Origin of the sequence: Curtobacterium sp. CFBP9011 (assembly GCF_034045095.1) — a bacterium.
GTDB lineage: Bacteria > Actinomycetota > Actinomycetes > Actinomycetales > Microbacteriaceae > Curtobacterium.
Window position 1 is genome coordinate 97,094 of the sequence record NZ_JAXCWN010000008.1, and the last position, 26,509, is coordinate 123,602.

Here is a 26,509-nt window from a genome sequence, read left to right on the forward strand (position 1 = left end):
GTCCACAGCACGACCGTCAGGCGTCGCTCTCGATGCCGACGACGAGGGACAGCGGCAGCGTCCGTTCGACGTCGACCGCCGTGTCCTTGCCCCGGACACGTCCGGCGGCGACCGAGGTCGGCACGATCGAGAACGGTCGTTCCGATCCGTCCGGCATCCGCACGGTGACGCGGATCGGCGTGCGACCACGCACCGCCATGTCGATCTGCCGCGCCAGCCACTCCTGCTCCGGTTCCGCGTCGCCGCGTTCCGTCGTCAGACGCAGACGCTCGACCAGCGCCCGTGCCGCCTGCTCCGGGGACCGGCTCGGTGCGCGTCGTCGGACGGGAGGCCCGGATCGCGTCTCCGGGCGCGCCCCCGCTGCGAGCACGGCCGGGTACCGCTGGTCCTCGAGCGCGCTCGCCACGACGTGCGGCGGGTACTTCGTCACGAGGGTGGTCAGGTCGGGCCGCTCCCACGCCAGCTGTCGGAGTTCGGCGTCGACCCCGATGAGGTCGAGCTGCTCCGGTGTGCCGTGCAGCACCGAGCCGAGGTCCCCCTCGCCACGGTCCACCACGACGCTGCCGTCACGGGTCGCGACCTGGTCGATCAGGTAGGTCAGCGGCTGCGGGACCTCGGTCGCGCCGATCCGGGTGAACAGCGCCACCACGTCGTCACGGGTGCGGCCGTCACGGAGGGCACGGCGGATCGAGTCCTCCGACACCCGGTACCGCGCCGCGAGCCCGGGCGCCTCGAGGTCGGCGACGGCGCGGAGGTCGTCGTCGTCGTCGGGTGCGAGCGGACCCGGTGCGATGACGGTGAGGTCCGGCTGCAGGTACACCCCGTCGACGGTGCCGGGCAGGTCGGCCGCGGCCGCAGCACGAGCGGCGTCCGGGTCGTCCCCGAGCAGGGTCCGCCCGGTCGTGGTCAGATGCCCGTCGACCGCGAGCCCCAGGACCCGAGCCGTCCCCGAGGCGTCGAGCAGTGCGGCGTCGAGCCAGCGCGAGCCTGCCGGGTACGCCCACCGACCGAGCGACACCAGGTCACCGAGGTCGTCGTCCGCGAGGTCGAGCACCTCGGCCACGGCGGGGTCGAGCGCCGCCCGCCAGTCGTGCACGACCGTGGCCCAGCGCTCCGGCCACGAGGACCGCAGCCAGGTGTGCCCGGAGTCCGAGACCTTCCACGAGCCGTCTTCCGGGTGCGCGGCCCCGATCCGGTCGAGCAGCGCCAGACGGTCCGGTACCGCGGCCGCGTCGGCACCCGCGCGCTCGCCGAGCTGCCTGGCGAGGGGCGCACCGATGCCGCCCTTCGCGAGTTCCCGCACGGCACCGGCGTCGGCGGCGCGGAGGAGCTCGGCCAGCACCGTGAGCGTCTCGAAGGCGTGCTCGGCACCGGCAGCGCGGGAGCGGTCGTCGTCGGCGACCGACTGGCGGTCGGAGGTGTCGGGGCGGGCCGGTGCCGCGCCTCCCGGAGCGTCCGTGACGAGTTCCGGGCGTGCGGCGAGTCGTGCGGCGACCGCGTCGTCCACCGCACCGGAGTCGTCGGCGAGGCCGAGCGCGACGGCTGGGGCGAGGTCGTCCGGTGAGCCACCGTCACGGAGTGCGACCAGCGCGCGGCGGGGCAGCCGCTCGATCGCGGCGTCCACCGCGTCGTCGGTGCGGAGTGCCTCGGCAAGGTCGAAGAAGTCCGCGATGTGCTGCGGACCGGACTCGCCGAGAGCGGCGGTCGGGAGTGCGCGGGCCAGAACGAGTCGTTCCAGCGCGTCGTCCGGGAGCTCGCGCAGTCGTGCGGCGAGGTCCGTCGTGGTCGTCATCGTCCTTCGCCGGCGTCCGGGGCGGACGTCAGCGCGCCTCTGCGCGGTGCTGCCGGGCCTTGCGCGTCCAGGTGATGGCCAGGAGCGTCAGCATGAGCACGAAGGCGATCGGCGGACCGAAGTAGACCACCCCGAGCGCGACCGGCCAGATGCCGTCGCCGGGGATCTGCTTCATCGTCAACCACCCGATGATCATGACGACGAAGCACGCCAGGATGAGGCAGACGATCCCCCCGACCATGAACGCGAGCGTGCGTTCGGTACGATTGAACGTCGCCGGGGGTTCCGCAGCAGTGCGGGGGTCCCCGGTGGATCGGGTCGGCTTGGCCATCGACCCAGGATATCCGACGCACCGCGGCCGTCCATGTAACGAGGAGTCCCAGCATGCCCAGCGGCAAGGTCAAGTTCTACGACGACCAGAAGGGCTTCGGCTTCATCTCCGGAGACGACGGCGACCAGGTCTTCCTGCACGCCTCCTCCCTGCCCGACGGTGTGACCACGGTGAAGGCCGGCACCAAGCTCGAGTACGGCGTGGTGCAGGGCAAGAAGGGGACCCAGGCGCTGACCGTCCGGATCCTCGAGGCCCCGCAGTCCCTCGCCAAGATGACCCGGCGCTCCGCCGACGACATGGCCGTGATCGTCGAGGACCTCGTGAAGGAACTCGACCGGATCAGCGGTGACCTGAAGCGCGGTCGCTACCCGAAGAACGGTGAGCGGATCGCCACCATCCTGCGACACGTCGCCGACCAGTTGGACGCCTGAGATGACCACCGACCTCACCGAGCTCGCCCGCGGCGCACTGCTCGAGATCACCCCGGAAGCCACCGTCGGCAGCCCCGTCGGCACCGTGGACGAGGGCGACGGCGTCGTCTCCGTCCTCTTCGCCAACCGCATGCCCGGCTACCCGGGCTGGCGCTGGACCGTCAGCATCGCCCACGTCGAGGGTGACGAGCCCACCGTGCTCGAGGTCGAACTGATGCCCGGCGACGGGTCGCTGCTCGCCCCGGAGTGGGTGCCGTGGTCCGAGCGGCTGGCGGACTACCGCGCGGCGCAGGACGACGAGGGTGACGAGGAGTCGGACGAGGACGACGACGAGGACGACGACTTCGACGCGGACGACGACGATGACGAGTCGGACGACGATGACGAGTCGGACGACGATGACGAGTCGGACGACGATGACGACGACGAGTCGGATGAAGACGAAGACGACGACGAGGACGACGTCCCGCCGCCTCCTGCCCGTGGTCGTCGCCGCACCCGCCGTGTCCGTCCGGTCGACCCGGACGACGACCTGGACCTCGAGCAGCTCGACAGCACCGAGGTCGACCCCGGCTTCCACCGTTCCTGACCCCGCAACACGCGCTGTCTCCGCGACACGCAACGGGGGCGGCATCTCGCAGCGGTACTCCGTTGCGTGATGCCGCCCCCGTTGCGTTCCGCGGGAGGGTGCGGTCTAGCTCGCCAGGGCAGCGACCACGTGGTCGATCGCCCGCGTCAGCAGTCGCACGTCGTCCGGGTCGATCGCGGTGAACGTCGCGACGCGGAGCTGGTTGCGGCCGAGCTTCCGGTACGGCTCGGTGTCGACGATGCCGTTCTGGCGGAGCGTGGCGGCCACGGCCTTCGCGTCGACGGAGTCGTCGAGGTCGATCGTGACGACGACCTGCGACCGGTGCGCCGGGTCGGTGACGAACGGCGTCGCGTAGTCGGACGCCTCGGCCCAGTCGTACAGCGTCGCGGACGACGTCTTCGTGCGGAGGTCCGCCCACGCCAACCCGCCGGACTGGTTCATCCACCGCACCTGGTCGTCGAGGAGCAGCAGGGTCGTGATCGCCGGGGTGTTCAGCGTCTGGTTCAGCCGGCTGTTGTCGACGGCGTTCTTGAGCGACAGGAACTCCGGGATGTACCGGCCCGACGCGGCGATCCGCTCGACCCGCTCGATCGCGGCGGGGGAGAACAGTGCGAGCCAGAGCCCGCCGTCCGACGCGAAGTTCTTCTGCGGCGCGAAGTAGTACACGTCCGTCTGGTCGACGTCGAACGCGGCACCACCGGCAGCGCTCGTCGCGTCGACGACGGTGAGCGCGCCGGGGTCCCCGTCGGCGCGGACGACCGGGGCCATGACGCCCGTCGAGGTCTCGTTGTGCGGGTAGGCGTAGACGTCGACGCCCGCGACGATCTCGAGCTCGGCACGGGATCCGCCCCGGGCCTCGACGACGTGCGGTGCCTCGAGCCAGGGTGCGCCGGCGGCCTTGGCGAACTTCGACCCGAACTCACCGAAGGACAGGTTCTCGGCCCGGCGCTCGATGAGGCCGAAGGCCGCGGCGTCCCAGAAGGCGGTCGAGCCGCCGTTGCCGAGGACGACCTCGTAGCCGTCCGGCACCTGGAACAGGTCGGCGAGGCCCTGGCGGACCGATCCGACCAGGTCCTTGACGGGCTTCTGGCGGTGCGAGGTCCCGAGGACCGTGGCGCCGCGGGTGACGAGGGTCTCGAGCTGCGCTCCGCGGATCTTCGACGGACCACATCCGAAGCGGCCGTCGGTGGGGAGGAGGTCGGCTGGGATGACGATGTCTGCCATGGGCCGATCCTAGCGACGGCGCGGGTCCGCCCGACCCGGACCGACCGGACGGGACGGCGGACCGGCGGCTGCGGGGCGGGGCCGTGCCGGGCCTCCCATCCGCCGTCCGCGCACAGCGCACGGTGTCGGTGCCGGCTGGTCGGTCCCAGCAAGTAGTGTGGGTCGGGCTGGGCCCGGACCATGAGAGGCGGACCGTGACCGATCTCGTCGACACCACGGAGATGTACCTCCGCACCATCCTCGACCTCGAAGAAGAGGGGATCGTGCCCCTGCGCGCCCGGATCTCGGAGCGCCTCGGCCACTCCGGTCCGACGGTGTCGCAGACGATCGCACGGATGGAGCGCGACGGTCTCGTCGTCGTCTCCGGGGACCGGCACCTGGAGCTCACCGACACCGGTCGTTCCCGCGCCACCCACGTGATGCGCAAGCACCGGCTGGCGGAGCGCCTGCTCGCCGACGTCATCGGCCTGGACTGGGCGTTCGTCCACGACGAGGCCTGCCGCTGGGAGCACGTGATGAGCGAGCAGGTGGAAGTGCGCCTGCTGGAGATGCTCGGCAACCCGACGGAGTCGCCCTACGGCAACCCGATCCCGGGGCTGGCGGAGATCGGTGGCCCCACGGCTGCCGGGTTCCTCGACGGCGTGCACAACATCGTGGCCGCGACCGACGACACCGACGCCGTGGCGACCGGGGTCATCCGCCGCCTGGGCGAGCCCGTGCAGTTCGAGCCGGAGCTGCTGCACCAGCTGCGGTCGGCCGGCGTGATGCCGGGTCGGACGGCCAGCGTGCAGCGAGCCGGGGCGTACGTGTCGGTCCGCGTCGAGGGCGAGGACTCGGGCATCGAGCTGCCGACCGAGGTCGCGCAGCACGTCTACATCAGCGTCGACTGAGAAGCGAGACCAGGACCTGATCGACGGGAATCCCTGGTGGATGGCGGGACGATGACGACGACGACCACCACACGATGGACCACGGCGAGGCGCGCCGTCGCGGGCGTCCTCGTCATGACGGCCACCACCGTGCTCGCAGGCTGTGTCCTGCGGGGACCCGACACCGCAGCATCAGGACGCACGGAGCCGACCGTGGACGCCGACACCGCGAAGCAGCAGATGATCGAAGCCGTCGACGACGCCACCGAACGACTCGGTGGGGAGTGGAAGGCGCGCACCGGCCCGGACTACCCGGAAGACTGCGAACTCGAGGACGGCACGCCAGGGGCGCAGTGGCGCTCCCTGACCGGGAGCACGCTCGAGGGGTCGCCCGACGAGGACGCCACCCGGATGGAGGAGCACTGGAAGTCCCGGGGGATGCAGGTCGTCCGCCGAGAGTCGAGCGACGGTCCGGCGGTCATCGGCAGCGGTGGCGGGAAGATCGCGTCGGTCAGCGCGTACGCGTACCCCGGGAACTACACCGTGCAGGCGGTCTCGCTGTGCTTCCCCGGCAACGCCGACGACATCGCCGAGGACCTCTCCGGCGAGTGACGTGTCGCCCGCCGGCACAGCCCGGTCCGAGCTCGCGCCTGGGTCCTCGTGGTGGCGAACCATAGGGGGTACAGGTCGGGGGTACAAACACCTTTGCGGACGTACAAGAACCGGACGCACCGGTCCGAAGCCTTCGGTGGCGCTCTGACCAGGGTTTCTTCACCTGTTCGTTACCAGATCACGGTTTCATCTCGACATGGCGACAGCACACCCGTACACTCGACGAGTCCCCGGGAGCAGCGATCGCGGGGGCCCGTGGCAGGACGTCTCATGACCCGTCTCCTGCCTGAGTCGGAAACGATGACGAACGGATGGGGTCGTACGCGCCGGGTCACCCTCCCGGCGAGTGCTGACGAGGCGCCGGAGACTCCCCCTTGACCCACACCGGAACCGCCGCGGACGACTCGACGACCGCGAACCCGACGAACACCGGTGACGCCGCAGCTCCCCTCACCCGCAGGGCAGCACGCGAAGCAGCGGAGCGCGCCTCCCGCCGCCCGCTCGCCCGCACGGCGTCCACCCCGGCCCGCACTGCCTCCGCACCGGTCGCCCGCACGCAGGCCCCGCGCTCGGCGTCCACCCCGGTCCGTGCCGGCAGCGCCCTCGGCGTCGCCCGCACCGCGACCCCCGTCGCGAAGCCGACCGCTGCCTCGCGCAAGCGCCGCTTCATGGCCCCCGTGGTCCTTGCGGTCGCCGCCGGCATGTTCGGCACGATGGCCGTCCCCGCCGCCTTCGCGAGCACGCAGCCGAGCACCACCGCCGAGACGGCCCAGCAGTCGCTCGTCGCCGCCCAGTCGCAGGAGTTCGACGTGTCGGCAGCAGCCGGCGTCGCCGACACCTCGCGCGACGGCTTCGATGCGACCTCGACCGCGACGCTCACCGCCCGCGCCGACGCCGAGCGCGCGAAGCAGGTCGAGGCCGCCCGCGCCGCTGCTGCCGCCCAGTACGCCTACAAGGGCAAGACGGCGAAGGACTACCTCGCCAGCTCGACGACGAACACCGCGAACGCCGCGAGCACGACGTCGTCTGCCGCGCCGGCCGCCACCCCGGTCCCCGCGGGCACGCCGTTCTCGCTGCCGGCCGTCGTCGCCACCGCGAAGCAGTACATCGGCACCCCGTACGTCTTCGGCGGCGCCACCCCGGCCGGCTTCGACTGCTCCGGGTACGTCATGTACGTCTACGCGCAGTACGGCATCAACCTGGCGCACTCGGTCCCGCTGCAGGACCAGGCCGGCACGACGATCCCGACGTCCGAGGCCCAGCCCGGTGACGTCGTCATCTTCAACAACGAGGCGCACGACGGCTTCTACATGGGCAACGGCATGATCATGGACGCGCCGAAGCCCGGCGGCGCGGTCTCGATCCGCCCGATCTGGACGAGCGACTACCACATCGTCCGCTTCGGGATCTGACGACCAGACCCACCCTCCGGTGACCTCGTCCGACGCGCTGCCGTCGAGCATGTGAACACCGTCAGAACCGGCCCCGCACCTCTCGTGCGGGGCCGGTTTCTGGGTTAGCCTGCACGCATCGGTTCGACTCGACCCGAACGGGAGACCACATGTCGACGTCACGCACGACCCGCACCATGGGTCGGCGCGCGCACGTCGACATACGGACGACCACAGCCTGCGTGCCCCGGCACGCGCGCGACTGACCAGAGCACTGCCCTGACGGGTGGTGCTCTTCGTGTTTGCGGACCTCCCCGCCCCTGGCGGAGCGGTCCGGCCGGCCCCTGCCCCGGGGCGCCGGTGGCTCTGATCACCCGCTCGACGCCGACCGGCCCGGTGCCCGTACCGCCTGGAAGCCGTCCAGGCACGTCGGAAGGGAACCCATGCGCACTCTCGTCCTCAACGCCGGTTACGAGCCCCTCGCGGTGATCTCGTTCCGTCGAGCCCTGGTCCTCGTCATGAACCAGAAGGCCTCCGTCGTGGCCGCCGACACCATGCACCCGGTCACGGGCGCGGCCGTCAGCTTCGACCGTCCGTCCGTGATCATCCTCACCCGGTACGTGCGGATCCCGCAGTCCCGGCTCATCCCGGTGTCCCGCCGCGGGGTCCTCCGCCGCGACGCCAACCGGTGCGCCTACTGCGGCCGGAACGCCACCACGATCGACCACGTGCAGCCCAAGTCGCGCGGTGGCCGGGACTCGTGGGAGAACCTCGTCGCGTGCTGCCTGGCGTGCAACAACGTCAAGGGGGACCGCACTCCGCGGGAGATGGGCTGGGCGCTGCGCTTCCCGCCGAAGGCCCCGCACGGGTCGGCGTGGGTGGTGCGCGGGATCGAGCGTCCGCAGCCGGACTGGGACGAGTACCTGGTCGCCGCGTAGGCGGCGTCGCTGCCGCGAGGCGGACGGGAGGCCCGTGGTGCGGTGACCACGGGCCTCCCGTCCGACGTCGGCTCGCCGACACCTCGCGCTGCGGAGTGCGTCATCGTCCCGGGGGAGCCGGTGTGGCTCGAGGCGGGCGCGAGCGGCTCGTGAGGAGGACGTCGGCGACGACGAAGGCGAGCAGGCTGACGCCGAGCGCGGGCAGGAACGCGCCGATGACGATCGCGCCGACCGCCACGAGACCGGAGCCCCACCACGGTGCCTTCGCGAGGGCGCCGGCGGCGGGGGCCCGCCCGACGCGCCCACCGGTCGGGCGGCGCTGCCACCACATGACGTAGCCGAAGACGACCATCACGGCGATGCCGAGCGCGGTGACGAACAGCAGGATCTGGTTCGGCAGTCCCCACATCGTCCCCATGTGCGTGTCGATGCCCCACCGGGCGAGCTTCGCGGGCAGCGAGTAGTTGTCGAAGTCCGTCTCGGACACCACGCTCATGTCCCGCGGATCGATCGCGACGGAGTTCACCGCGGTCGGGTAGGACCGCTTGATCTCCGCGACCGTCCACGCCTGGTCCGCCGACGTCGGTGGGGTGATCTGCACCTCCGTGGAGTGGATGTTCGCGTGCTCCGCCGCTGTCAGGACGTCGTCGAACTCCGCCGGCGTCACCGATGCGGACCCGGTACCGGCCGCTGCGGCTGGAGCGTGGTGGGCGGCGTGCTCACCGCGGGCAGGCGCGGTACCGGCGTCGGGGAGTGCGGTGTCCAACGTCGGGGTGCCCCAGCTGAGCGCGGAGCGGAGCTGGTCGACGTTCGCGCCGCCGAACTGCGACCAGGTGATCCCGGTCGCCGACAGGAACAGCGCACCGAGGAGCAGCCACACGCCGGTCGAGGCGTGCCAGGAGGAGGTGCGCCGGTAGCCGCGCACTCCGCGCGCCGGGCGGACCATGTCACGCTTCGCTCGGGTCTTCCGGATCCGGGCCACCCACAGGCCGAGCCCGGCCAGGGAGACGACGCCGAGCCAGGACGCTGCGGTCTCGCTGTAGAGCCGGCCGACGTCACCGAGGAACAGGGACCGGTGGAGGGTGTCCACCCAGGTGCGGAACGGCAGTGCTCCGGAGGTGCCGTAGACGAGCAGGTCACCACGGACCTCGGCGGTGCCGGGGTCGACGAAGACCGCACGGTCCTGGGACTCCATCAGCCCCGCTTCCGCGTACATCACCCGCGTCGTGGCGCCGTGCTCGGGTGCCGGGCGGACCGCGGCGAGGGTGTCGTCGGGGTGGTGTCGGTCGATGTAGGCCTGGGCCGCGTCGATCTGTTCCGCCAGTGGCTTCGCCGCAGCGGCCGACGGCGCGGTGAGCTCGTGCTGGTACAGGCCGTGCTCGATCGTCGGACCCAGTGCGTACACGGCGCCGGAGAGTGCGGCGATGAGGATGAACGGGCCGACGAAGAGGCCGGCGGAGAAGTGCAGGCGGAGCAGGAGCTGCCCGAACCAGCCGCGCTGTCCGTCCCGCGACGACCGAGGTGTCGCGGGGGCAGGCGGTGGCGTCGCGGCGGTGGGGCGGTCGTCGGTGGCGGTCATGGCTTCCGGTCCTCAGCTCGTGGGGATGAACGAGAGCGCCATGCCGGCACTCATCAGCAGCAGGAGCACGCCGTCGAGGCGCGCGAGGGGGTGTTGCCGGACCCGTGCGGACGCGGTCAGACGCACCAGCAGCCAGACGGTCGCGGCCACGAACACGACGACGAGGACCCAGCGGATCGGCGTCCATCCCGCCCAGGCGGCGTGCATGCCGCCGCCGCCGCCGGTCATGTCCATGTCCGGCATCGACATCGCCGTCCCGCCGGCCATCGGCAGCATCATGACGCCCATCACGATCATCGCCGCCATCATCACCACGTGGTAGGCCACCACCAGTCGGCCGGAACCCCCCGGCCCGTGGTGCGCGTGCCCGCCGTACCGGCCGTGTCCGAGCGTCAGGACGAGGTAGAACAGCGTCGCGGCCGCGAACACGACGACCTGCAGGACCGGTGGTGCGAGGGTCGTGCCCCATGACCAGGGCATCGCGAGCATCGCGACGCTCATCAGCACGTGGAAGACGTCGCTGAGCCACGAGACCCCGGTGCTCCCGGAACGGACGGTGAAGCCGAGGTACCCGACCGCCGTCACGGCGAACACCACCGTCAGCAGGACGGACAGCGGCAGGCTGTGTGACACGGGGACGGACCTCTCGTCGCGGGAGTGAGCGGTGCCACTCTACAAGTTGTAGAGACATTTTTTCTACGTCATGTAGAGTCGCGGCACGATCGACGGGCGGTGGATCACTGCTGGCGTTCTACGTCTTGTAGAATGCGTCCCATGGAGCGCTTCGAGTACCACGTCGTCGGGATGACCTGCGAGCACTGCGAACGTCGCGTCGCCGGCGAACTCGGAGCCATCGACGGCGTCGTGTCCGTCACCGCGGATGCCGCGACGGGTCTCGTGGTCGTCAGCGCACCGAGTCGGCCCGACCCTGCGGCGGTCGCCGGAGCGGTCGACGAGGCCGGCTACGAGCTCGCCGGTGCCTGACCCCCGGGCGCCGCTGGACCCGGACGCGTCGTCGGGCCCGCCGTTCCGCGGAGCGGCGGTGGTCCGAGCGCTGCCCTGGGTGGGAGCCGGTGTCGCCGTGGTCGTCGTCGCGGTGGCGGTCGAGATGCTCGGATCGTCGTCGTACGACCGGCTCAGTCGCGGGTATCCCGGCACGGTCACCGCGATGGCGAGCGCGCTGCTCCGCCTCGTCGCGGACGTCGCCGGTGGCCTGACCGTCGGAGGCCTCGTCACGGCAGCGTTCCTCACTCCCCGACGGTCCCGGACCACCGTCGTCGGTCACCGCGACCTCGCCGTCGTCCGGCCGGCGGCCACCGTGTGGGCGACCGCTGCGGTGCTGCTGATCGCCGTGGACGCCGCTGATGCGAACGGGCAGCCGATCGCGAAGCTGCTCGAGCCGGGAGCGATCGGGTACCTGGTGCAGGCCAGCTACCTGCCGGGCGCGTGGATCGTGGTGGCGTGCATCGCGGTCACGATCCTCGCCGCCGCGTTCGTGGTCCGCAGCTGGGTCAGCGTCCTGCTCCTGGCCGGCATCGGCGCCGTCGGGCTGCTCGCACCCGTGATGGTCACCCAGGTCCTCGTCGGCCCGAACCACGACTTCGGGAGCGACGCCGCCGTGTTCGCCGCTCCCGCGTTCGGCATCTGGATCGGCGCGACCGCCAGCCTCGAACGTCGCTGGCGGAGCGGGAGACCCGGCCGGACCACGCTCCGTCGGTACCGGGTCCTCGCGCTCACGGTCTGGGGCGTGTGGCTGACCGGGTCCGTCGTCATCGCCGCCGTCGAACTCGCCGGCTCCGTGCCGTGGGCCGTGCCGACGGGGATCCTGTTCGCCGTCCAACTCGGCGTCGTCTCGGCAGTCGCCGGCCCGGTCCTGCTCAGCACGCGGCGGTTCGCGACCCCCGGCGCTCCGGCTGCGCTGTCGGCGGTGCTGTTCGTGGCGGCCGGGATCGGTGTGGTCATGACGCGGATCCCGCCGCCGGTGTACTTCGTGCCCACCGACGCGCAGCAGCTCTTCCTCGGCTACCGGGTCGACACGCCCCTCACCCCCGTCACGCTCTGGACCGCGGGCCGGGTCGACATCCTCTTCCTCGTCGTCTCCCTGGTCGGTGTCGGTGCGTACGCCGCTGCCGTCGTCCGGCTCCGGAGGCGGGGCGACCACTGGTCGAACGGCCGGACCAGCGCGTGGATGCTCGGCTGGGTCACCGTCGTCATCACCACGTCGTCCGGGGTCGGTCCGTACTCGTCCGCGTCCTTCGCCGTGCACATGGGGCTGCACATGAGCCTGAACATGCTCGGTCCGCTGCTGCTCGTGCTCGGCGGTCCCGTCACCCTGTTCCTCCGAGCGACGACGGCGCACCGTCGCGACGACTTCGCCGGCCCCCACGAGTGGCTCGTGGCGGTGACGCACTCGACGCTGCTGCGCGCGACGTACAACCCGGTTTACGTCCTCGCCGTGTTCGTGGGGTCGTACTACGTGATCTACCTCACGCCGTTCTTCGGCTGGGCGATGCGGTACCACTGGGCGCACCAGGCGATGACCCTGCACTACCTCGCCATCGGGTACGTCTTCTACGCGCTCATCATCGGCGTCGATGCGCCGCCGCGTCCGCTGCCGCACATCGGCAAACTCGGGCTGGTGCTCGCCGCGATGCCGTTCCACGCGTTCTTCGGCGTGGTCGTGATGACGAGCACCGACCTCCTCGCCGGGACGTACTTCCAGTACCTCGACGTCCCCTGGATCGGCAGCCTCGCCCACGACCAGTACGTCGCCGGCGGCATCGCCTGGGCTGCCGGCGAGCTGCCGCTCATCGTGGTCGTCATCGCCCTCGTCACCCAGTGGGCGAAGCAGGACGCCCGGCAGGCGAAGCGCACCGACCGGCACGCCGACCGGGGCCTCGACGACGACCACGAGCAGTACAACGCCATGCTCGGCCGACTCACCACCCGCGACGACGCGCGCCCGTCCACCGATCGCGAGCCCGCCGGCGGCCGGCCGACGCTGATCGTCACCGATCACCGGGAGCAACCGTGACCACGACCACGTCGCCCCTCGTCGGAGAGCGCCTCGAGCTCGACATCGGCGGGATGACCTGCTCCGCCTGCGCCAACGCCATCGAGCGCAAGCTGGGCAAGCTCGACGGGGTCACCGCCTCCGTCAACTTCGCCACCGAACGCGCCACCGTCAGCGGGATCGGACCCGCCGACGCCCCGACCGCGATCGCCCAGGTCGAGCGCGCCGGCTACACCGCCGCCGTGCACACGCCCGGCGACGACGCGTGGAGCGTACGAGCCGCGGAGACCCGGACGACGACGCTCCGCCGACGCCTGACCGTCGCGGCGCTGCTGACGATCCCGCTGTGCGACGTCACGATCATCCTCGCCCTCGTGCCCGCCTGGCGGTTCCCGGGGTGGCAGGCGCTCTGCGTCCTCCTCGCGGTCCCGATCGTCACGTGGGCGGCATGGCCGTTCCACCGGGCGACGCTCCGCGGGCTGCGGCACCGCAGCACGAGCATGGACACGCTCGTCTCCCTCGGGGCCGTCGTCTCGTTCGGGTGGGCGCTCTGGACCCTGTTCGTCGACCCCGCCACCACCCCGGGCTACTGGCTCGGCTTCGGTACGACCCCGGCGGGGGCCGACTCGATCTACCTCGACGTCGCGGCCGGCATGGTGACGTTCCAACTCGCCGGCCGCTACTTCGAGAGCCGCAGCCGCCGGCGCGCCGCTGACGTCCTCGAAGCCATCGGCGACCTCGGCGTCACCGAAGCGCAGGTCCTGGTCGACGGCGAGGAGCGCACGACGCCACTCGGCGCCGTCCGCGTCGGCGACCACGTCGTCGTGCGCCCCGGCGGCCGGGTCCCCGTCGACGGCACCGTGACGGACGGTGCCGCCAGCGTCGACACCTCCGCCATGACCGGTGAGTCCGTCCCGGTCGAGACCGCTGCCGGTGACCGGATCGTCGGTGGCACCCTCGTCCAGGGCGGCCGGCTCGTCGTCCGTGCCGACGCGGTCGGCACCCGGACCCGCCTGGCGCAGATGGCGGCGGTCGCCGACGACGCGCAACGCCGGAAGGCCGCGGTACAGCGGACCGTCGACCGCGTCACGAGCGTGTTCGTGCCCGTCGTCATCGGCATCGCCGTCCTCGTCGCCGCCGGTTGGCTGACCAGCGGCGCCCCCGTCGCGACCGCCATCACGAACGGCGTCGCCGTCCTCATCATCGCCTGTCCCTGCGCGCTCGGGCTCGCCACGCCCACGGCGCTCATGGTCGGCGTCGGCCGCGGCGGCCAGCTCGGTGTCCTCATCAAGGGCCCCGATGCCCTCGAGGCGAGCGGACGAGTCGACACCGTCGTGTTCGACAAGACCGGCACCCTGACGACGGGTCGGATGACCCTCACCGCCATCGACACGTTCAGCACGGACGCCGACACCGCACTGACGACCGCCGGCGCCCTCGAAGCGGCGTCCGAACACCCGATCGGCAAGGCCATCGCCGCTGCGGCCAGCGCACGGGTCGGCGCACCGGGGCCCGTCGTGGACTTCGTCGCGCACGCGGGCCTCGGCGCCTCCGGATCCGTCGCTGGCCGGCGCTGCGTCATCGGCCGGCGTGCGCTCCTGGAGGACACCGGAGTGGTCGTCGCCGCCCGTGTCGCTGCCGTCGCTGCAGAGCGGGAAGCATCGGGCGCGACCGTGGTGCTGCTCGCCGTCGACGGTGCGGTCGCTGCGGTCCTCACCGTGCAGGACACGCTCCGGCCCGGCGCCGTCGAGGCCGTCACGCAACTGCGGGCGCTCGGGCTCCGCACCGTCCTGCTCTCCGGAGACTCGGAGACCACCGCCGCGGCCGTCGGAGCGGAAGTCGGTGTCGACGAGGTGATCGCCCGTGTCCTGCCCGACGAGAAGGCGGGACACGTCGAACGGATGCAGGCGGACGGACACCACGTCGCGATGGTCGGCGACGGTGTCAACGACTCCGCGGCGCTCGCCACCGCGACCCTCGGCATCGCCGTCGTCCAGGGCACCGACATCGCCATGAAGGCCGCCGACGTCATCATCGTCCGCGAGGACCTCCGCGCAGTCGTCGACGCCGTGCAGCTCTCCCGCAGGACGCTCCGCACCATCCGGGTCAACCTGGTCTGGGCGTTCGGCTACAACGTCGCTGCGATCCCACTGGCCGCGGCCGGCCTGCTCAACCCGCTCATCGCGGCGGCAGCGATGGCGCTCTCCTCCACGCTGGTCGTCTCGAACAGCCTGCGGCTGCGCTCCTACGGGCGGTCGTGACGGGCCCGTCCTGACGGCCCCGGTCGCCGCGGCAGCGGCGTCGCTGCCGCGAGGCGGACGGGAGGCCCGTGGTGCGGTGACCACGGGCCTCCCGTCCGACGCCCGCGCGGCTCGTACCGGACGGCTCAGCGCGCGCCGGTCGCCTCGAGCAGTGCCGCCGGAGGATGCGCGACGTCGGTGATGCCGCCGTCGACCAGGGTGACGAGCCCGTCGAGGGTGCCGCGGTGGCCGAGGTCGTGGGTGACGAGCAGCGTGGCGGTGCACTGTTCGTGCGTCAGCTGCGCGATGAGCGCCATGATCGCTGCGCCCCGCTCCTGGTCGAGGGCGCTGGTCGGTTCGTCGACGAGCAGGACGGACGGTTCGTTCACCAGCGCCCGGGCGATCGCGACACGTTGCCGCTGGCCGCCGGAGAGCTGCGCCGGACGCTTCCGGGCGTGCTGCGCGAGTCCGACCGCGTCGAGCAACTCGTCGGCACGGCGGCGGACCGCGGCGCGTCGTCGGTGTCCGTCGCCGCCGAGCTCGGCCATCACGAGCAGCTGCTCGCGCGCAGTGAGGGCGGGCACCAGGTTCGACTGTTGGAACACGATCCCGATCTCGTTCCGACGGAGCGCCGTGGTCTCGTTCCGGGTGAGGGCGGCCGCGTCGACGTCGTCGATCCACACGTGCCCGGAGTCCGGTCGGATCAGCGTCGCGGCCACGGCGAGGAGGGACGACTTGCCCGAGCCGGACGGGCCGGTGATGCCGGTGACGACCCCGTCCGGCGCCGACAGTGAGACGTGGTCGACCGCGGTGGTGCGCGAGTCGCCGTCCGGGTAGGTGAGGGTGACGTCGTCGAGTCGGATCATCGGTTGCTCCCGAGGGCGGTGAGGGGGTCGGCGCGGGTGACGGTGCGGAGCGCGACGGCGGCGCCGGCGAGTCCGAGGACGACCATGACGGTCGCCGGCAGGACGGTGGTGAGTGGGCTGAGCAGGAACGGCAGGGCTCCGCCGGCGAGCGCTCCGAGGACCGACACGAGGCCGATCCCGACACCGATCCCGACGAGCAGGACGACGAGTGCCTGGCCGAGGGCGTCGCGGACGAGGGACGCGTCGGAGGCCCCGAGCGCCTTGAGGACGGCGATGTCGGCCGAACGCTGCATGGTCCAGACCGTGAAGAACGCACCGACGACGAGCGCGGAGACGCCGAAGAGCATGACGATCATCAGCCCGAGCGACCCGACTTCGGACGTGAAGGTCTGGAGGGCCGGCAGGGTCATCAGCGGCGAGGCTGCGGCGGTGTGGGTGCGAGCCGCGGCAGCCGCCCAGTCCGGTGTCCCGGAGACGGCGAGCACCGTGGCGGTCCCGTCGCCACCCAGCCGGCGGTCGGCCTGCGCCCAGGCGTCGGGGGAGAGCGCCACCACCGGCGTGTGGCTGTACCAGGCGTCGCCGCCGACGGTCGCGACCCGGTAGGTGGTGCCGGTGATCGTGACGCGGTCCCCGACGCCGACGTGGAGGTCGGCCGCAGCGCCGGAGGACAGCCCGACCGTCTCGTCGGTGGTCGGCGCCAGGTCGGTGGTCATGGACCTCGGGGCGCCGTGCGGGACGCCGAAGAGGGCGACCGCGACGGCGGACGAGCTACGCGGAGCCGTCGCACGTCCCTCCGCGGTCGCCCGGCCTTGGGCGATCCCGACCGGGGTGACCTCGTCCACGCCGGCGGTGTCCCGCCACGCGGCCACGGTCGACGTGCCGATCGAGGACTCCGAGAACGACGGCTTGCCGTCCACCGGCTGCTGGAGGACGAGCCGGTCCCCGGGGAGCCCGAGGACGGCGGACACGTCCTGGGTGGCGAGCCCGCCGGTCAGCCCGGCGAGGAAGCCGACCAGGAGGGTGATCAGGGCCACGACGGACCCGATCAGCACGAACCGGCCACGGGCGGACCGGAGGTCACGCCAAGCGACGAACACGATGGTTCCTTCCCGACGTCGGGGGCGTTCCCCGTCGTCCCGACCAGCCTCGCCGGGGTCCGGTCCGGTGCCATCGAGGAGAGGTCGACTCCTCGGGTACGACTTCTGGTTGATCCGCCGTGTGCCCGCCGGCCGTACGCTGCAACGGACATGCCTCACAGCACCCTCACGCCCGTCTTCGTCGGGCTGCGCACCGGACTGCACGTGCTGTTCGCCGCGCTGCTCGCGCTCGTCGTCGTCCGGGTCGTCGTCGTGCAGGACGACACCGTGTGGGCGGAGTCCGGCCTGGCCGCACTGTTCGCGGTGCTCTACGTGTTCGGTGCCCGGGTCGCCACCGTCCGGGGCCGGCACCGAGCCCTGGTCGGCGCGCTGTGGATCGCGGCGCTGACGACGGTGTGGGTCGCGCTGCTCGTCCTCGTGCCCGAGGCGGCGTACCTGGTCTTCCCGCTGTTCTTCCTCTACCTGCACGTCCTGCCCCGGATCGTCGGGCCGGTGGCCGTCGTGGTCGCGACCGCGATCGCGATCGTCGCGCTCGGCGTGCACGGCGGCTTCACGGTGGGTGGGGTGATCGGCCCGCTGGTCGGGGCCGGCGTCGCGCTGCTCATCGGCCTCGGCTACCGGGCCCTCGCCCGTGAAGCCGCCGAGCGCGAGGCACTCGTCGCGGAGCTGCTGGCGACCCGGGACCTGCTCGCGGCGACCGAACGGCAGCAGGGGGTGCTCACCGAACGCGCTCGTCTCGCACGGGAGATCCACGACACCGTCGCGCAGGGGCTCTCGAGCATCCAGATGCTGCTGCACGCGGCCGAAGCCGCCGACGGCGACCGACCGGGCATCGACCACATCCGCCTCGCCCGGTCCACCGCGGCCGACGGTCTCGCCGACACCCGCCGGTTCATCCGCGAGCTCGCGCCGCCGTCCCTCGACGCCGGCCTCGCCGCCGCGCTCGGACGCCTCAGCCAGCAGTGGCGACGTGACGGCCTCCGCATCGAGGTCGCCGTCCCGACCGGAGGCGCGGACCTGACGATGGACGTCCAGACCGCCCTGCTGCGCATCGCCCAGGGAGCCGTGGCGAACGTCGCGCAGCACGCCGACGCCACGACCGTCGACATCGGCCTCACCCTCTCCCCGACCGAGGCGACGCTGGTGGTGCACGACGACGGCGTCGGGTTCGACCGGGACCGCGTCGGCCTCGACACCGCCACCTCCGACTCGTTCGGCCTCCGCGCGATGGCCGAGCGCGTGGAACAGCTCGGCGGCGGACTCACCGTCGACAGCGCGCCCGGCCGGGGCACCACCGTCACCGTGGTCGTGGATCGGGGCGCCGCATGATCCGGGTCGTGATCGCCGACGACCACCCCGTCGTCCGCGCCGGACTCCGGGCACTGCTCGACAACGACGACGGCATCGAGGTCGTCGGCGAGGCGGCGACCGCGGACGAGGCGGTCGTCCTCGCCACCTCCACCGAACCGGACCTCGTGCTGACCGACCTGCAGTTCGGCTCGGGCCGCTCCGGAGCCGATGCCACCCGGGCGATCCGGGCAGCGGACGCCCCGCCGTACGTCCTGGTCCTCACCAACTACGACAGTGACGGCGACATCCTGAGCGCGGTCGAGGCCGGGGCCAGCGGGTACCTCCTCAAGGACGCGCCGCCGGAGGAGCTCCTCGCCGCCGTCCGGGCCGCTGCCGCCGGCGAGAGCGCCCTCGCACCGGCGATCGCCGGTCGTCTGCTGGCGCGGATGCGGGCACCGCGGGTGAGCCTGTCCGTACGGGAGATCGAGGTCATGCAGCTCGTCGCCGGTGGCGCCTCGAACGGCGACGTGGCGGCGCGGCTGCACATCACCGACGCCACCGTGAAGTCGCACCTGGTGCACGTGTTCTCCAAGCTCGGGGTGAGTTCACGCACGGCCGCGGTGTCCGAGGCCAGGAGCCTGGGCATCCTCCGCTGACCACGGGCGCGTCAGCCGTCGCCGGGCGCGCACCAGGACGGACGGGAGGCCCGTGGCGGTGTCGCCACGGGCCTCCCGTCCGTCGTCTGCCGGCTCCGGCAGGGCTCTGCCTGCTCGGGCAGGGCTCTGCCTGCTACGGCAGGGCTCTGCCTGCTAGGGCAGGTAGTACGTCGGGTTCGGCAGCTTCACGGACCGGTCGGCGGAACCGCCGATCAGGTCGCTGTACTGGTCACCGACGTTCGCGACGATGTCGTAGCTGCCACCGGCTCGCGACTCGATGAACGCGCGGGTCTGCGACTTGTACTCGATCGTCGTGCACTTGGCCGTCGCGCAGTGCACGTACGACGGCTGCTGCGAGGTACCGGTGCCGGTCCACTTCGTGAAGTAGGTGCGGTGTCCGTCCTGCTCAGCGGCGAACTGGGGGAAGCCCACCCTGTGCAGGTTGTCGATCGTGGCGGTCTGCTGCGCCTCGTTGCGCCCGGTGAGGCCGATGACCGTGCAGCCGGAGCGCTCGGCGACGGACACCAGGTTCGTCATCGAGGGCGTGGCCGGGAACCGCTCGTCCTGCACCCAGACGTCCTGCTCGGCCGGGTCGAACACGAAGTGCATGTCCGCGACCTCCATGTCGTAGGTCCAGAGGGTCGTGTCGTCCGCGTCCAGGACGATCGCCGGGTTGCGGTGGCGACGGTCGGCCGCGGTGCACGCGGCGGCGACCTGGGGGATCTGGCGCGCGACGATCGACCGCATCTCGCGGATGTACGGGCTGTCCGTCTTGTTCGCGATGCCGGTACCGGGGTCGCCGGAGTACGTGGCGATCGTCGCCTTGACCGAGTCGATGTTCGGGATGCCCTCGCCGCCCTGCGTGCGGCCGGACGAACCGTCGGCAGCCATGCGGAAGCGCGTCTGTGGGGCGAGCTTCGGCTCACGGACACCCGGCAGGTTCGCGGAGGGCAGGTAGTAGGTCGGGTTCGGCAGCTTCAGGGTCGCGTCGGCGAAGCCGCCCTGCAGGTCGGACCACTGGTCGCCGACGTTCAGCGCGATGTCGTAGCCCAGGTCCTGCTCGATGTGCTTGCGGGTGAGGGCCTTGTACTCGACCGTCGTGCACTTCGCCGTCGCACACGTGACGTAGCTCGGCTGCTGTGAATCACCCTTGCCGGTCCACTTCGTGAAGAAGTGGTCGTCGGTGAAGCCCGAGTACCCGACCTTCGCCAGGTTGGCGAGCGTCGCGGCCTTCTGGTCGTCGTTCCGACCGGTCAGCCCGAACACGGTGAAGCCGACCTTCTGCGCGGCGGCGACGAAGCCCACCATCGACGGGGTCGCCGGGAAGCGCTGGTCCTGCACCCAGACGTCCTGCTCGGTGGGGTCGAACACGAAGTGCATGTCCGCGACCTCCATGTCGTAGGTCTCGAGCGTGGTGTCGTCGGTGTCGAGGACGATCGCCGGCTTCTCGTGACGCCGGACCGCGCGGTCGTAGGTCTTCTGCAGGGAGCGGGTCTGCTTCGCGACGATCGAGCGCATCTCGCGGATGTACGGGCTGTCCGTCTTGTCCGCGATGCCCGTGCCGGGGTCGCCGTAGTAGGCCGCGATCGTCTTCTTCACGGAGTCGATGTTCGGGATGCCCTCGCCGCCCTCGGTCTTCCCCGACGAGCCGTCCGGCGCCATCGTGAAGTGGGTGCGAGGCGTCAGGTGGCGGTCGGCGCGGCTGGTCGCACTGCTGCTGGCCGTCGTGCTGCTCGCCGTGTGGCTTGTCGTGGTGGGGGCGGTCGTGGTGGCGTTCGCCGCCGTGCCGCTGAGCAGGGCACCGGCGAGCGCGGCCGCAGTGACGGCGGCGACCGCGGCGGAACGGCGCGCGGGGGAGGGGAGGGTCATGCGGGTCCTTCGGTCCGGGACTGCCCCCGACCGGGGGCCACGGCTGACGCTAGCTGGGAGAGTGCCGTGCGTCCAGAGTCTGTTGCCGACTGCACCAGCGGGAGCGTTCTGCGGCTCCCGCTAGAGTGGTCGGGCCGGCCTCTGTAGCTCAATGGAAGAGCAGTTCCGTCCTAAGGAAAGGGTTGGGGGTTCGAGTCCCTCCAGGGGCACAAACAAGCGGAAGTACGGGGGTCCGCAACCCCCAGTTCCACCCAGGTCAACGTTTACTCAACGTTTATGACCGCCGCTCCGGCACGAAAAAGCGGCTGCATCCAATTGGATGCAACCGCTTCGTCGGGGCGGGGTCAGTCGGTCGGCGTTTGCGTCGGGGCGAGCGTCTGCAGGGCTGCTCGCGCGTCAGCGGGTGCCTTCCTCGCCTTCGGCAGGTAAGACTCCGTCGCGGTGGCCTCGCTCGCGTGACCCAGAAGGGCGGTAGCGGCAGCCACGCCACCTTCGTCCGCGGCCGCCCGCCCGGCGGTCCGGCGGAAGGTATGCGGCGTCACCCGCAGGAGGCCCACCCGCTTGCGCACCGTGCGGAGAGAAGTACGCGCGCTGCGAGCGCTCACCATCCCGCCGTCACGGCTCACGAGAAGGAAGCCTTCGGGCCCAGCAGCCGAGGCGAGGTTCCCGAGAATCTCGACGACGAAAGGCGGTGCGAATATAGCGCGGGCCCCGTCTGGGCCGCTCTTCGTATGAGCCTGAAGGAACGGTTGGCCGTATGCGGGGGTGATTACGGCGCGCCGGATGTGTACGAGGACTCCATCTGGATGCTCCCACTCGATATCCCTGGCCTGCAGCGCAATCGCTTCGGAGATACGGAGGCCCAGGCCCAGCATCAGCTCCACCATGGCTGGCACGTACGACCGCTGCCGCATCCCGCGGAGCCCCTCGCGCAGCGCTTCGAGGTCCGCCGACCCGAGCCATCGCTCGTCGTCGTCGCGGGGGTCAGCCCTGGGGTGCTCGTTGCTGAGGGGTTTCAAGCCGCTGACCGGGTTCGAGGTACGCCACTCCCACGCCACCGCAGCGCCGAGCATCTGATTAAGCAGCGTACGAGCGTGTTCAGCCTGCACACGGCGAACTTGGCGCTCTTCGAAGAGCCAGCTGGCGAGTACGTCGGCGCGCACGTCCCGCACCGGTGTTTCCCCGAGCTTGGGCAGAATCAGTCGGTCGATGACATCGCGGTACGCCAGACGCGTGTTTTCGGCGAGGCGCCCTGCGCTCTTCATCGCCCACCACTTCTCTGCGAGCTCGGTTACCGTGGGACCACTTGGCCCGGTGGGCTCCTGCTCCAGCTCTGCTTTGAGCGTGGCGAGCTTCGCCTGCAGGGCGCGCCGAGCCGCACCCGCGGTTGCACCTCTCGCTTCGATCTGCTTGGAGGGCCCCCTAGCTACACCGAGACGGGTCTTCGCGACGACATACTTCCTCTGCAGGAGTTGCCCGTCATCTCCGCGTACTGCGGCCACTTCCGTGGTGCTGATTTCACCGTGCTGCCCGGCGGGGAGCTTCTGCCGCCCCATCAGGCGACCCGCGCAGCGTCAAGCCACGTGAGGATGACGGCCCGGTCGTAGCGCACACGGCCGCCGATCTTGAAGTAAGACGGGCCGACTCCGGCGGAGCGCCAGTTGGCGAGCGTCTTTGGGCTTACACCGAGGAGGGCGGCGACGTCGACATCGGAAACGAGGTCTGGGAGAGGGAGGACAGTGGCGGTCACGATGGTGGTTTTCTGTGTGAGGTGTCCCGGCCGCCAGGTGGCCGCCGGGGCACGCGTTCGCGTGCTCTCCTCCTATGCGCGGGAGCGGGAACCAGCGGGACGCTCCATGAGATGCCAGAGAAAGCCCTGGTCAGACTTGCTTGCACCCACTCCGGTCTATCCGCGCATACCTGCATTGTGCCGTTGCTGCATTTGACCCTTCCTGCTGGCCCTGACCGGGCTTTCTTCAGTGTGGATGAGCATGTGCTGTCGGCTGCTGTGCTGGCACATGCTTTCCCAGGGCTCACCGCCACCACTCTTGCTGCTCCGGTCACGTCCGCATGCCAGGCAGCGGAGCGTCGGTACTGAATGCAAGTGCGCGGCCGTACACCGGAGCCTCTGATGAGCGGGCCGCGTACTACGCGCCCCGGCACACACCGGTCGCAGTCTCCTTCTGGCGCCCTCGGCTTCCCACGCTGTACCTGCTATATACGCAACTGCCGGCGGGAGTCGCTCCCGACGGCAACGTGGTGGTCGTGCGCGCCGCGGCCCCGGCGCCCACGATGTTTCGGCTTCTTTGTGAGAGCGGCGTGGTGGATTTTCCGTAGCCGCTCACTCCTGGCTGAGTAGCTCCGCCGCCGCCTGATACGCCGCATTCCCACCAGCACTCACCATTTCGACGACTTCCACCGCCCGCTCGTGCTTCCGCGCCGCTTCCGCGAACGCCGCAGGGACCGCTTCGGCAGCACCGCGGATGGCGGCACGGAGATGGGCGTCGGCGGGGCTGTGAGCGTCGGTGATGCGGGTTTCGAGGAGGGCGAGAACGGTCCGTGTCGCGCGGGTCACGCTGCCGATTTCGCCGGCTACGAGTGCCGGGCCGCGGTCACCCCAGTGCTCGATGAAGCCCCCGGTGAGGATGAGGGCACGGGGTATCGGTAGGGGCTCGACGGTCTCGAGGAGAAGATGGGCAGCTTGAGGTTCGGCGTCGGTCAGGGCATCCCACAGGAGCCCGTAGAGCTCGAGGTCTACATGGCAGAGGAGCCGGACCAGAGGCGGTGCCACGGCGCCTTGATATTCGGGGGTTTCGCGCCACCGGCGGATGATTCCGGCTTGCACCCACCGCCGATGTTCACGGACGCGGAGCGCGAAGTGGTCTTTCTCACTCCATCTGACGTTCACGGGTGAGATATGTGCGGATGCCGTGGGTGCGGGCTCAGCTGCCGGCCCCGGCGCGATGCCGGGACCTTTCTCGTGTCCCCCGGGGTCGGCGGGATCTCGCTCGAGCTCAACCAGTTTCGTACCCCGTTACCCGAGCGCGATGAGGCCGACATTACCCGAGCGCGATGAGGCCGACGATCGACGCGAGAATCGGCCCGAGCACGATGACGAACAGGACGACGGCGAGGACTGCCGGCCGAGCGCTGATACCGCGGTCGTGAAGATGGACAGGAGGCTGAGGAGGCCTGCCTCGGGCTGCCGGGTCTTCGTCCGGACATCTAGCTTCGATGGGCTCGTCGCAGGGTCAAACTTCGGGTCCAGGCAGGGCGACTGCCACCAAGAACCGCCACTGACGCTAGCGCGATAACGGACTCCTTCTGAAGCGGTTGGCCAGAGCACTTCCCCGAGTGATGATTCGAGTTTGGCGATGGTCTCAAGGTCCGGCCAGGTGCGGCCCTCCATGGTCGCGCGAAGAGTTCCAGGAACGACGCCGGCGGTCCGACCTGCCGCGCGAACGCTGCCATCACCGATGACTTCCCGAAGGCGGACCGCGAAGCGACGCGCATATTCGCCGGCAAGCACGTCGGACGGTGCTGAGGGCCAGTCCGCGTCAGCTCGCTGGGGCGCTTCCGCGACGTACGAGGCACATCGGCAGCGTATAGCTAAGGGCTGACGTGTCGGCGCCTCGCCCTACCCTGAGGTCGTAGGAGACGGCCAAAAGGGGCAGGGTGACCGGAGCAAGGAACGTTGGTGGGTCCGCACAGTCCACTGGTGCTGAGGACCTGTCGATGCTGAAGGTGGACCCGGTACGGATCCACGTCGCGAACTGGTTCCTCGGCGGAGTACCAGATGACATGGGCGCGTTCGTTGGCTGGGAACTTATTCGCGACGGCGACGACTTCATGGGGCGAAATGAGGAGAGCGTCTCCGGTTCGAAGCCGAACCTGGTCCGGTGGTCCCGGTTAGGGCTGGAGGCTGACCCTTCCGACGAGCGCGGCTATCAGCGCGTGGTCGAGCGACTGTCGAAGTACGACGAGATTGGGCCGGCGCCCGGCTCATGGGAACGAGCGGTCCGCTTGAAGCAGACGCTCCTCGAACGCCATCCGACAGAGGCGGTGCAGGCGCTTGCGGGATTCCGGGCGCTTGTGGTCGGGACGGAGGAGGCAAAGGATCTCCCTGCCGTCCTTGCCGGGGCAACTGCGGGGCTTCGTGAAATGGTCTTTCCTCATGCAGCGATGTATCTAGTGGAGTCGACGGAGCGTCTCGGCCGGCGATATGGCGTTGCGCGCGCGATGCTGAACGTTGGCGACCGTCCGCCGGAGCCCACTGGGGACGGCGACACGTTCACCTCGTCGTTGAAGCTGATGGAGGACATCAACCTCGGGCTCGGTGCTTACCTCGAACCGCTCGTCACGAGCCTCAGTCCGCATGTGTGGGCGACGACCGCGCCCAGGCTCGGAGGTGTGCTTGTGTTCACGTTTGGCAAGGCGGTCGAGCCTCGCCCGCTGCTCGACCTGGACCTTCTCGCACTGTCAGAGCGGTCTGCGCAGATCGAGCCGTTGAAGGATGTGCGGGAGATTCCGCACGCGGCGTTCAAAGCAGCCCTTCGGTGGTGGGTGGATCGGCTCGACTTAGTCTTCTCGCACCTCACCCAGCCGGCCAACTACGTCGTCGACGGGCAGTACCACCCGCCGTCCGCTGTCGAGCGACTGCTCACCTTCGAGCAGCTGTGTCGCTCCGTCCAAGTCATCGGGTCTTCCCGGGACGGTCATGCGCGGCGGCTCGCGCTCTTCCATACCCTCGACTCACTCGCGGGCCTCAACCGCACACTCACACGTGATCGAGCGACCACCCTCTCGAAGATGGAAGCTGTCCTCACCGACCTCGAAACGACGCTCCCCGGGGATGTGCAACTCGTCCTTTTGCCGCGTGCTCGCGCGGCCGTGGGGGCACTGCGCGAGGTGGGGAACGGGTTCTTCATGCGGTCACGACTCCAGGACGGGGGCGTAATGTTGCCCGACAAGAACGGCATCGACGTCCTCGTGCCGCTCGCCACCGCCGCTCGTGAATGGCTCACCGCGCTCCGCAACAGTCAGCACGGAATGGACAAGACCCCGACCGCGCGCACCCGGGCGTTGCTCGCTGCGCACTCCGGCGCCCTCGACCCACGCATCACCGACCTCGCGTGGCTCGCGCTCCTCGAGGTGCTCGCGCATCCAGAGCTGCTCCTTCGGCGGTCGCGGTGATCGGTTCCGAAGGCCGGAACGAGTCACTTCCTCGCAGCACGTCGATGTCACCGTCGAAGCGGTACCGTCGCAGCGCCCTCGGCTGTGTAGCGTTTAGCGCCCCTTCACCGGGCTTTTTTGCGGGACAGGCGTACGGCAATATCCCTGGTCAGGCATGGGTAAACAACGAGAGCCGGCGATGGCAGCAACTGCCGTGTAGCGGTGAACGACCGGCTTACGAGACCGCGGTCGCCCTCTAGTCTCAGCAAATCAACGCACTCGTCGCCACCGCGGTCGCCATGCTCGCTGCTGTCAGTCCGAAGACGGGCGCCACGATTCCTCTGTGGGCGTTCGTCCTCGTGATCGTGGCGATCGTCGCTGTCGGAGTCACCATGTTTCTTCGCCGCAAGCGCTGACTGTCCCGCGGAGAACTGGGGCGTCTCGTTCGGTAGCGGATCGGCATTCGGACACGTCATCGGAAGCCGACGGAGGTATCCGCTTCGCTGGTGCTGCGCGTCCACGACCGATAGACAGTGAGCCACGTCCAACG

24 protein-coding genes and 1 tRNA gene are annotated in these 26,509 nt (G+C 70.7%); 14 read left to right on the plus strand and 11 right to left on the minus strand.

Features of this window, described 5'->3' with window-relative positions:
* Positions 1-16: 16 nt before the first annotated feature.
* Positions 17-1,792 carry a helicase-associated domain-containing protein gene (locus SOM35_RS15350; protein ID WP_320516053.1) on the minus strand — a complete coding sequence of 592 codons (1,776 nt, stop codon included), beginning with the start codon at positions 1,790-1,792 and terminating at the stop codon, positions 17-19.
* 28 nt (positions 1,793-1,820) lie between these two features.
* Positions 1,821-2,123: a multidrug ABC transporter ATPase gene (locus tag SOM35_RS15355; protein WP_320516054.1), complete on the minus strand. Its 303-nt coding sequence runs from the start codon at positions 2,121-2,123 to the stop codon at positions 1,821-1,823.
* A 53-nt stretch (positions 2,124-2,176) separates the two neighbouring features.
* Between SOM35_RS15355 and SOM35_RS15360 the strand changes: the two genes are divergently transcribed.
* Entirely contained in the window at positions 2,177-2,554 is a 378-nt protein-coding gene (locus tag SOM35_RS15360; RefSeq protein WP_111073781.1) for a cold-shock protein, read from the plus strand.
* Position 2,555: 1 nt separating this feature from the next.
* Entirely contained in the window at positions 2,556-3,143 is a 588-nt protein-coding gene (locus SOM35_RS15365; protein WP_320516055.1) for a DUF3027 domain-containing protein, read from the plus strand.
* 105 nt (positions 3,144-3,248) lie between these two features.
* Here SOM35_RS15365 and serC read toward each other — a convergent pair whose 3' ends face one another.
* Positions 3,249-4,367: a phosphoserine transaminase gene (gene serC / locus SOM35_RS15370; RefSeq protein ID WP_320516056.1), complete on the minus strand. Its 1,119-nt coding sequence runs from the start codon at positions 4,365-4,367 to the stop codon at positions 3,249-3,251.
* 194 nt (positions 4,368-4,561) lie between these two features.
* Here serC and SOM35_RS15375 point away from each other — a divergent pair, with 194 nt between their 5' ends.
* The 4 genes from SOM35_RS15375 to SOM35_RS15390 all read left to right on the plus strand — a co-directional run bounded on the left by SOM35_RS15375 (position 4,562) and on the right by SOM35_RS15390 (position 8,177).
* Positions 4,562-5,257 (plus strand): iron-dependent transcriptional repressor DtxR, encoded by a 696-nt coding sequence (locus tag SOM35_RS15375; protein ID WP_111073778.1) that lies wholly within the window; start codon positions 4,562-4,564, stop codon positions 5,255-5,257.
* A 51-nt stretch (positions 5,258-5,308) separates the two neighbouring features.
* Positions 5,309-5,848 (plus strand): hypothetical protein, encoded by a 540-nt coding sequence (locus SOM35_RS15380; RefSeq protein WP_320516057.1) that lies wholly within the window; start codon positions 5,309-5,311, stop codon positions 5,846-5,848.
* 374 nt (positions 5,849-6,222) lie between these two features.
* Entirely contained in the window at positions 6,223-7,260 is a 1,038-nt protein-coding gene (locus tag SOM35_RS15385; protein ID WP_320516058.1) for a C40 family peptidase, read from the plus strand.
* A 422-nt stretch (positions 7,261-7,682) separates the two neighbouring features.
* Complete coding sequence (locus SOM35_RS15390) at positions 7,683-8,177, plus strand: HNH endonuclease (protein ID WP_111073774.1); 495 nt, start codon at positions 7,683-7,685, stop codon at positions 8,175-8,177.
* A gap of 100 nt (positions 8,178-8,277) precedes the next feature.
* Here the strand turns inward: SOM35_RS15390 and SOM35_RS15395 are convergent, their stop codons facing one another.
* Both SOM35_RS15395 and SOM35_RS15400 read right to left on the minus strand, forming a co-directional pair.
* Positions 8,278-9,756, minus strand: a complete 1,479-nt coding sequence (locus tag SOM35_RS15395; protein ID WP_320516059.1) for a PepSY-associated TM helix domain-containing protein — start codon at positions 9,754-9,756, stop codon at positions 8,278-8,280.
* A gap of 12 nt (positions 9,757-9,768) precedes the next feature.
* Positions 9,769-10,389 carry a DUF5134 domain-containing protein gene (locus tag SOM35_RS15400; protein ID WP_320516060.1) on the minus strand — a complete coding sequence of 207 codons (621 nt, stop codon included), beginning with the start codon at positions 10,387-10,389 and terminating at the stop codon, positions 9,769-9,771.
* A gap of 141 nt (positions 10,390-10,530) precedes the next feature.
* On the opposite strand from SOM35_RS15400, the gene SOM35_RS15405 reads away from it, so the two are divergent.
* The 3 genes from SOM35_RS15405 to SOM35_RS15415 are packed head-to-tail and all read left to right on the plus strand — an operon-like array spanning position 10,531 to position 15,030.
* Positions 10,531-10,740, plus strand: a complete 210-nt coding sequence (locus SOM35_RS15405) for a heavy-metal-associated domain-containing protein (RefSeq protein WP_290156720.1) — start codon at positions 10,531-10,533, stop codon at positions 10,738-10,740.
* On the plus strand, positions 10,733-12,790 hold the full coding sequence (locus SOM35_RS15410; RefSeq protein WP_320516061.1) for a cytochrome c oxidase assembly protein: 2,058 nt from the start codon (positions 10,733-10,735) through the stop codon (positions 12,788-12,790). The genes SOM35_RS15405 and SOM35_RS15410 overlap by 8 nt, the downstream gene beginning before the upstream one ends.
* Complete coding sequence (locus tag SOM35_RS15415; protein WP_320516062.1) at positions 12,787-15,030, plus strand: heavy metal translocating P-type ATPase; 2,244 nt, start codon at positions 12,787-12,789, stop codon at positions 15,028-15,030. The genes SOM35_RS15410 and SOM35_RS15415 overlap by 4 nt, the downstream gene beginning before the upstream one ends.
* Positions 15,031-15,155: 125 nt before the next feature.
* Here the strand turns inward: SOM35_RS15415 and SOM35_RS15420 are convergent, their stop codons facing one another.
* Both SOM35_RS15420 and SOM35_RS15425 read right to left on the minus strand, forming a co-directional pair.
* On the minus strand, positions 15,156-15,875 hold the full coding sequence (locus tag SOM35_RS15420) for an ABC transporter ATP-binding protein (protein ID WP_320516063.1): 720 nt from the start codon (positions 15,873-15,875) through the stop codon (positions 15,156-15,158).
* On the minus strand, positions 15,872-16,972 hold the full coding sequence (locus SOM35_RS15425) for an ABC transporter permease (protein ID WP_320516064.1): 1,101 nt from the start codon (positions 16,970-16,972) through the stop codon (positions 15,872-15,874). Before SOM35_RS15425 ends, SOM35_RS15420 begins: the two co-directional genes overlap by 4 nt.
* A gap of 150 nt (positions 16,973-17,122) precedes the next feature.
* Between SOM35_RS15425 and SOM35_RS15430 the strand changes: the two genes are divergently transcribed.
* A complete protein-coding gene (locus SOM35_RS15430; protein WP_320516065.1) occupies positions 17,123-18,301 on the plus strand; it encodes a sensor histidine kinase in 1,179 nt (392 codons plus the stop codon).
* The gene (locus tag SOM35_RS15435; RefSeq protein WP_320516066.1) at positions 18,298-18,918 is read left to right on the plus strand and encodes a response regulator transcription factor; all 621 of its coding nucleotides are present in this window, start codon (positions 18,298-18,300) and stop codon (positions 18,916-18,918) included. The genes SOM35_RS15430 and SOM35_RS15435 overlap by 4 nt, the downstream gene beginning before the upstream one ends.
* 153 nt (positions 18,919-19,071) lie before the next feature.
* Here the strand turns inward: SOM35_RS15435 and SOM35_RS15440 are convergent, their stop codons facing one another.
* Positions 19,072-20,787: an HAD family acid phosphatase gene (locus SOM35_RS15440; protein WP_320516067.1), complete on the minus strand. Its 1,716-nt coding sequence runs from the start codon at positions 20,785-20,787 to the stop codon at positions 19,072-19,074.
* A 137-nt stretch (positions 20,788-20,924) separates the two neighbouring features.
* On the opposite strand from SOM35_RS15440, the gene SOM35_RS15445 reads away from it, so the two are divergent.
* A tRNA-Arg gene (locus SOM35_RS15445) sits at positions 20,925-20,996 on the plus strand.
* A gap of 135 nt (positions 20,997-21,131) precedes the next feature.
* Here the strand turns inward: SOM35_RS15445 and SOM35_RS15450 are convergent.
* The 3 genes from SOM35_RS15450 to SOM35_RS15460 form a co-directional block, all read right to left on the minus strand.
* On the minus strand, positions 21,132-22,343 hold the full coding sequence (locus SOM35_RS15450; protein WP_182514847.1) for a tyrosine-type recombinase/integrase: 1,212 nt from the start codon (positions 22,341-22,343) through the stop codon (positions 21,132-21,134).
* The gene (locus SOM35_RS15455) at positions 22,343-22,537 is read right to left on the minus strand and encodes a helix-turn-helix transcriptional regulator (protein WP_111096043.1); all 195 of its coding nucleotides are present in this window, start codon (positions 22,535-22,537) and stop codon (positions 22,343-22,345) included. The genes SOM35_RS15450 and SOM35_RS15455 overlap by 1 nt, the downstream gene beginning before the upstream one ends.
* Positions 22,538-23,128: 591 nt before the next feature.
* A complete protein-coding gene (locus SOM35_RS15460) occupies positions 23,129-23,578 on the minus strand; it encodes a hypothetical protein (protein ID WP_320516068.1) in 450 nt (149 codons plus the stop codon).
* Between the two features lie 944 nt (positions 23,579-24,522).
* Between SOM35_RS15460 and SOM35_RS15465 the strand changes: the two genes are divergently transcribed.
* On the plus strand, positions 24,523-25,980 hold the full coding sequence (locus SOM35_RS15465; protein ID WP_320516069.1) for a hypothetical protein: 1,458 nt from the start codon (positions 24,523-24,525) through the stop codon (positions 25,978-25,980).
* A 278-nt stretch (positions 25,981-26,258) separates the two neighbouring features.
* Positions 26,259-26,375 (plus strand): LPXTG cell wall anchor domain-containing protein, encoded by a 117-nt coding sequence (locus tag SOM35_RS17415; RefSeq protein WP_414648584.1) that lies wholly within the window; start codon positions 26,259-26,261, stop codon positions 26,373-26,375.
* The last annotated feature ends 134 nt before the right edge of the window (positions 26,376-26,509 follow it).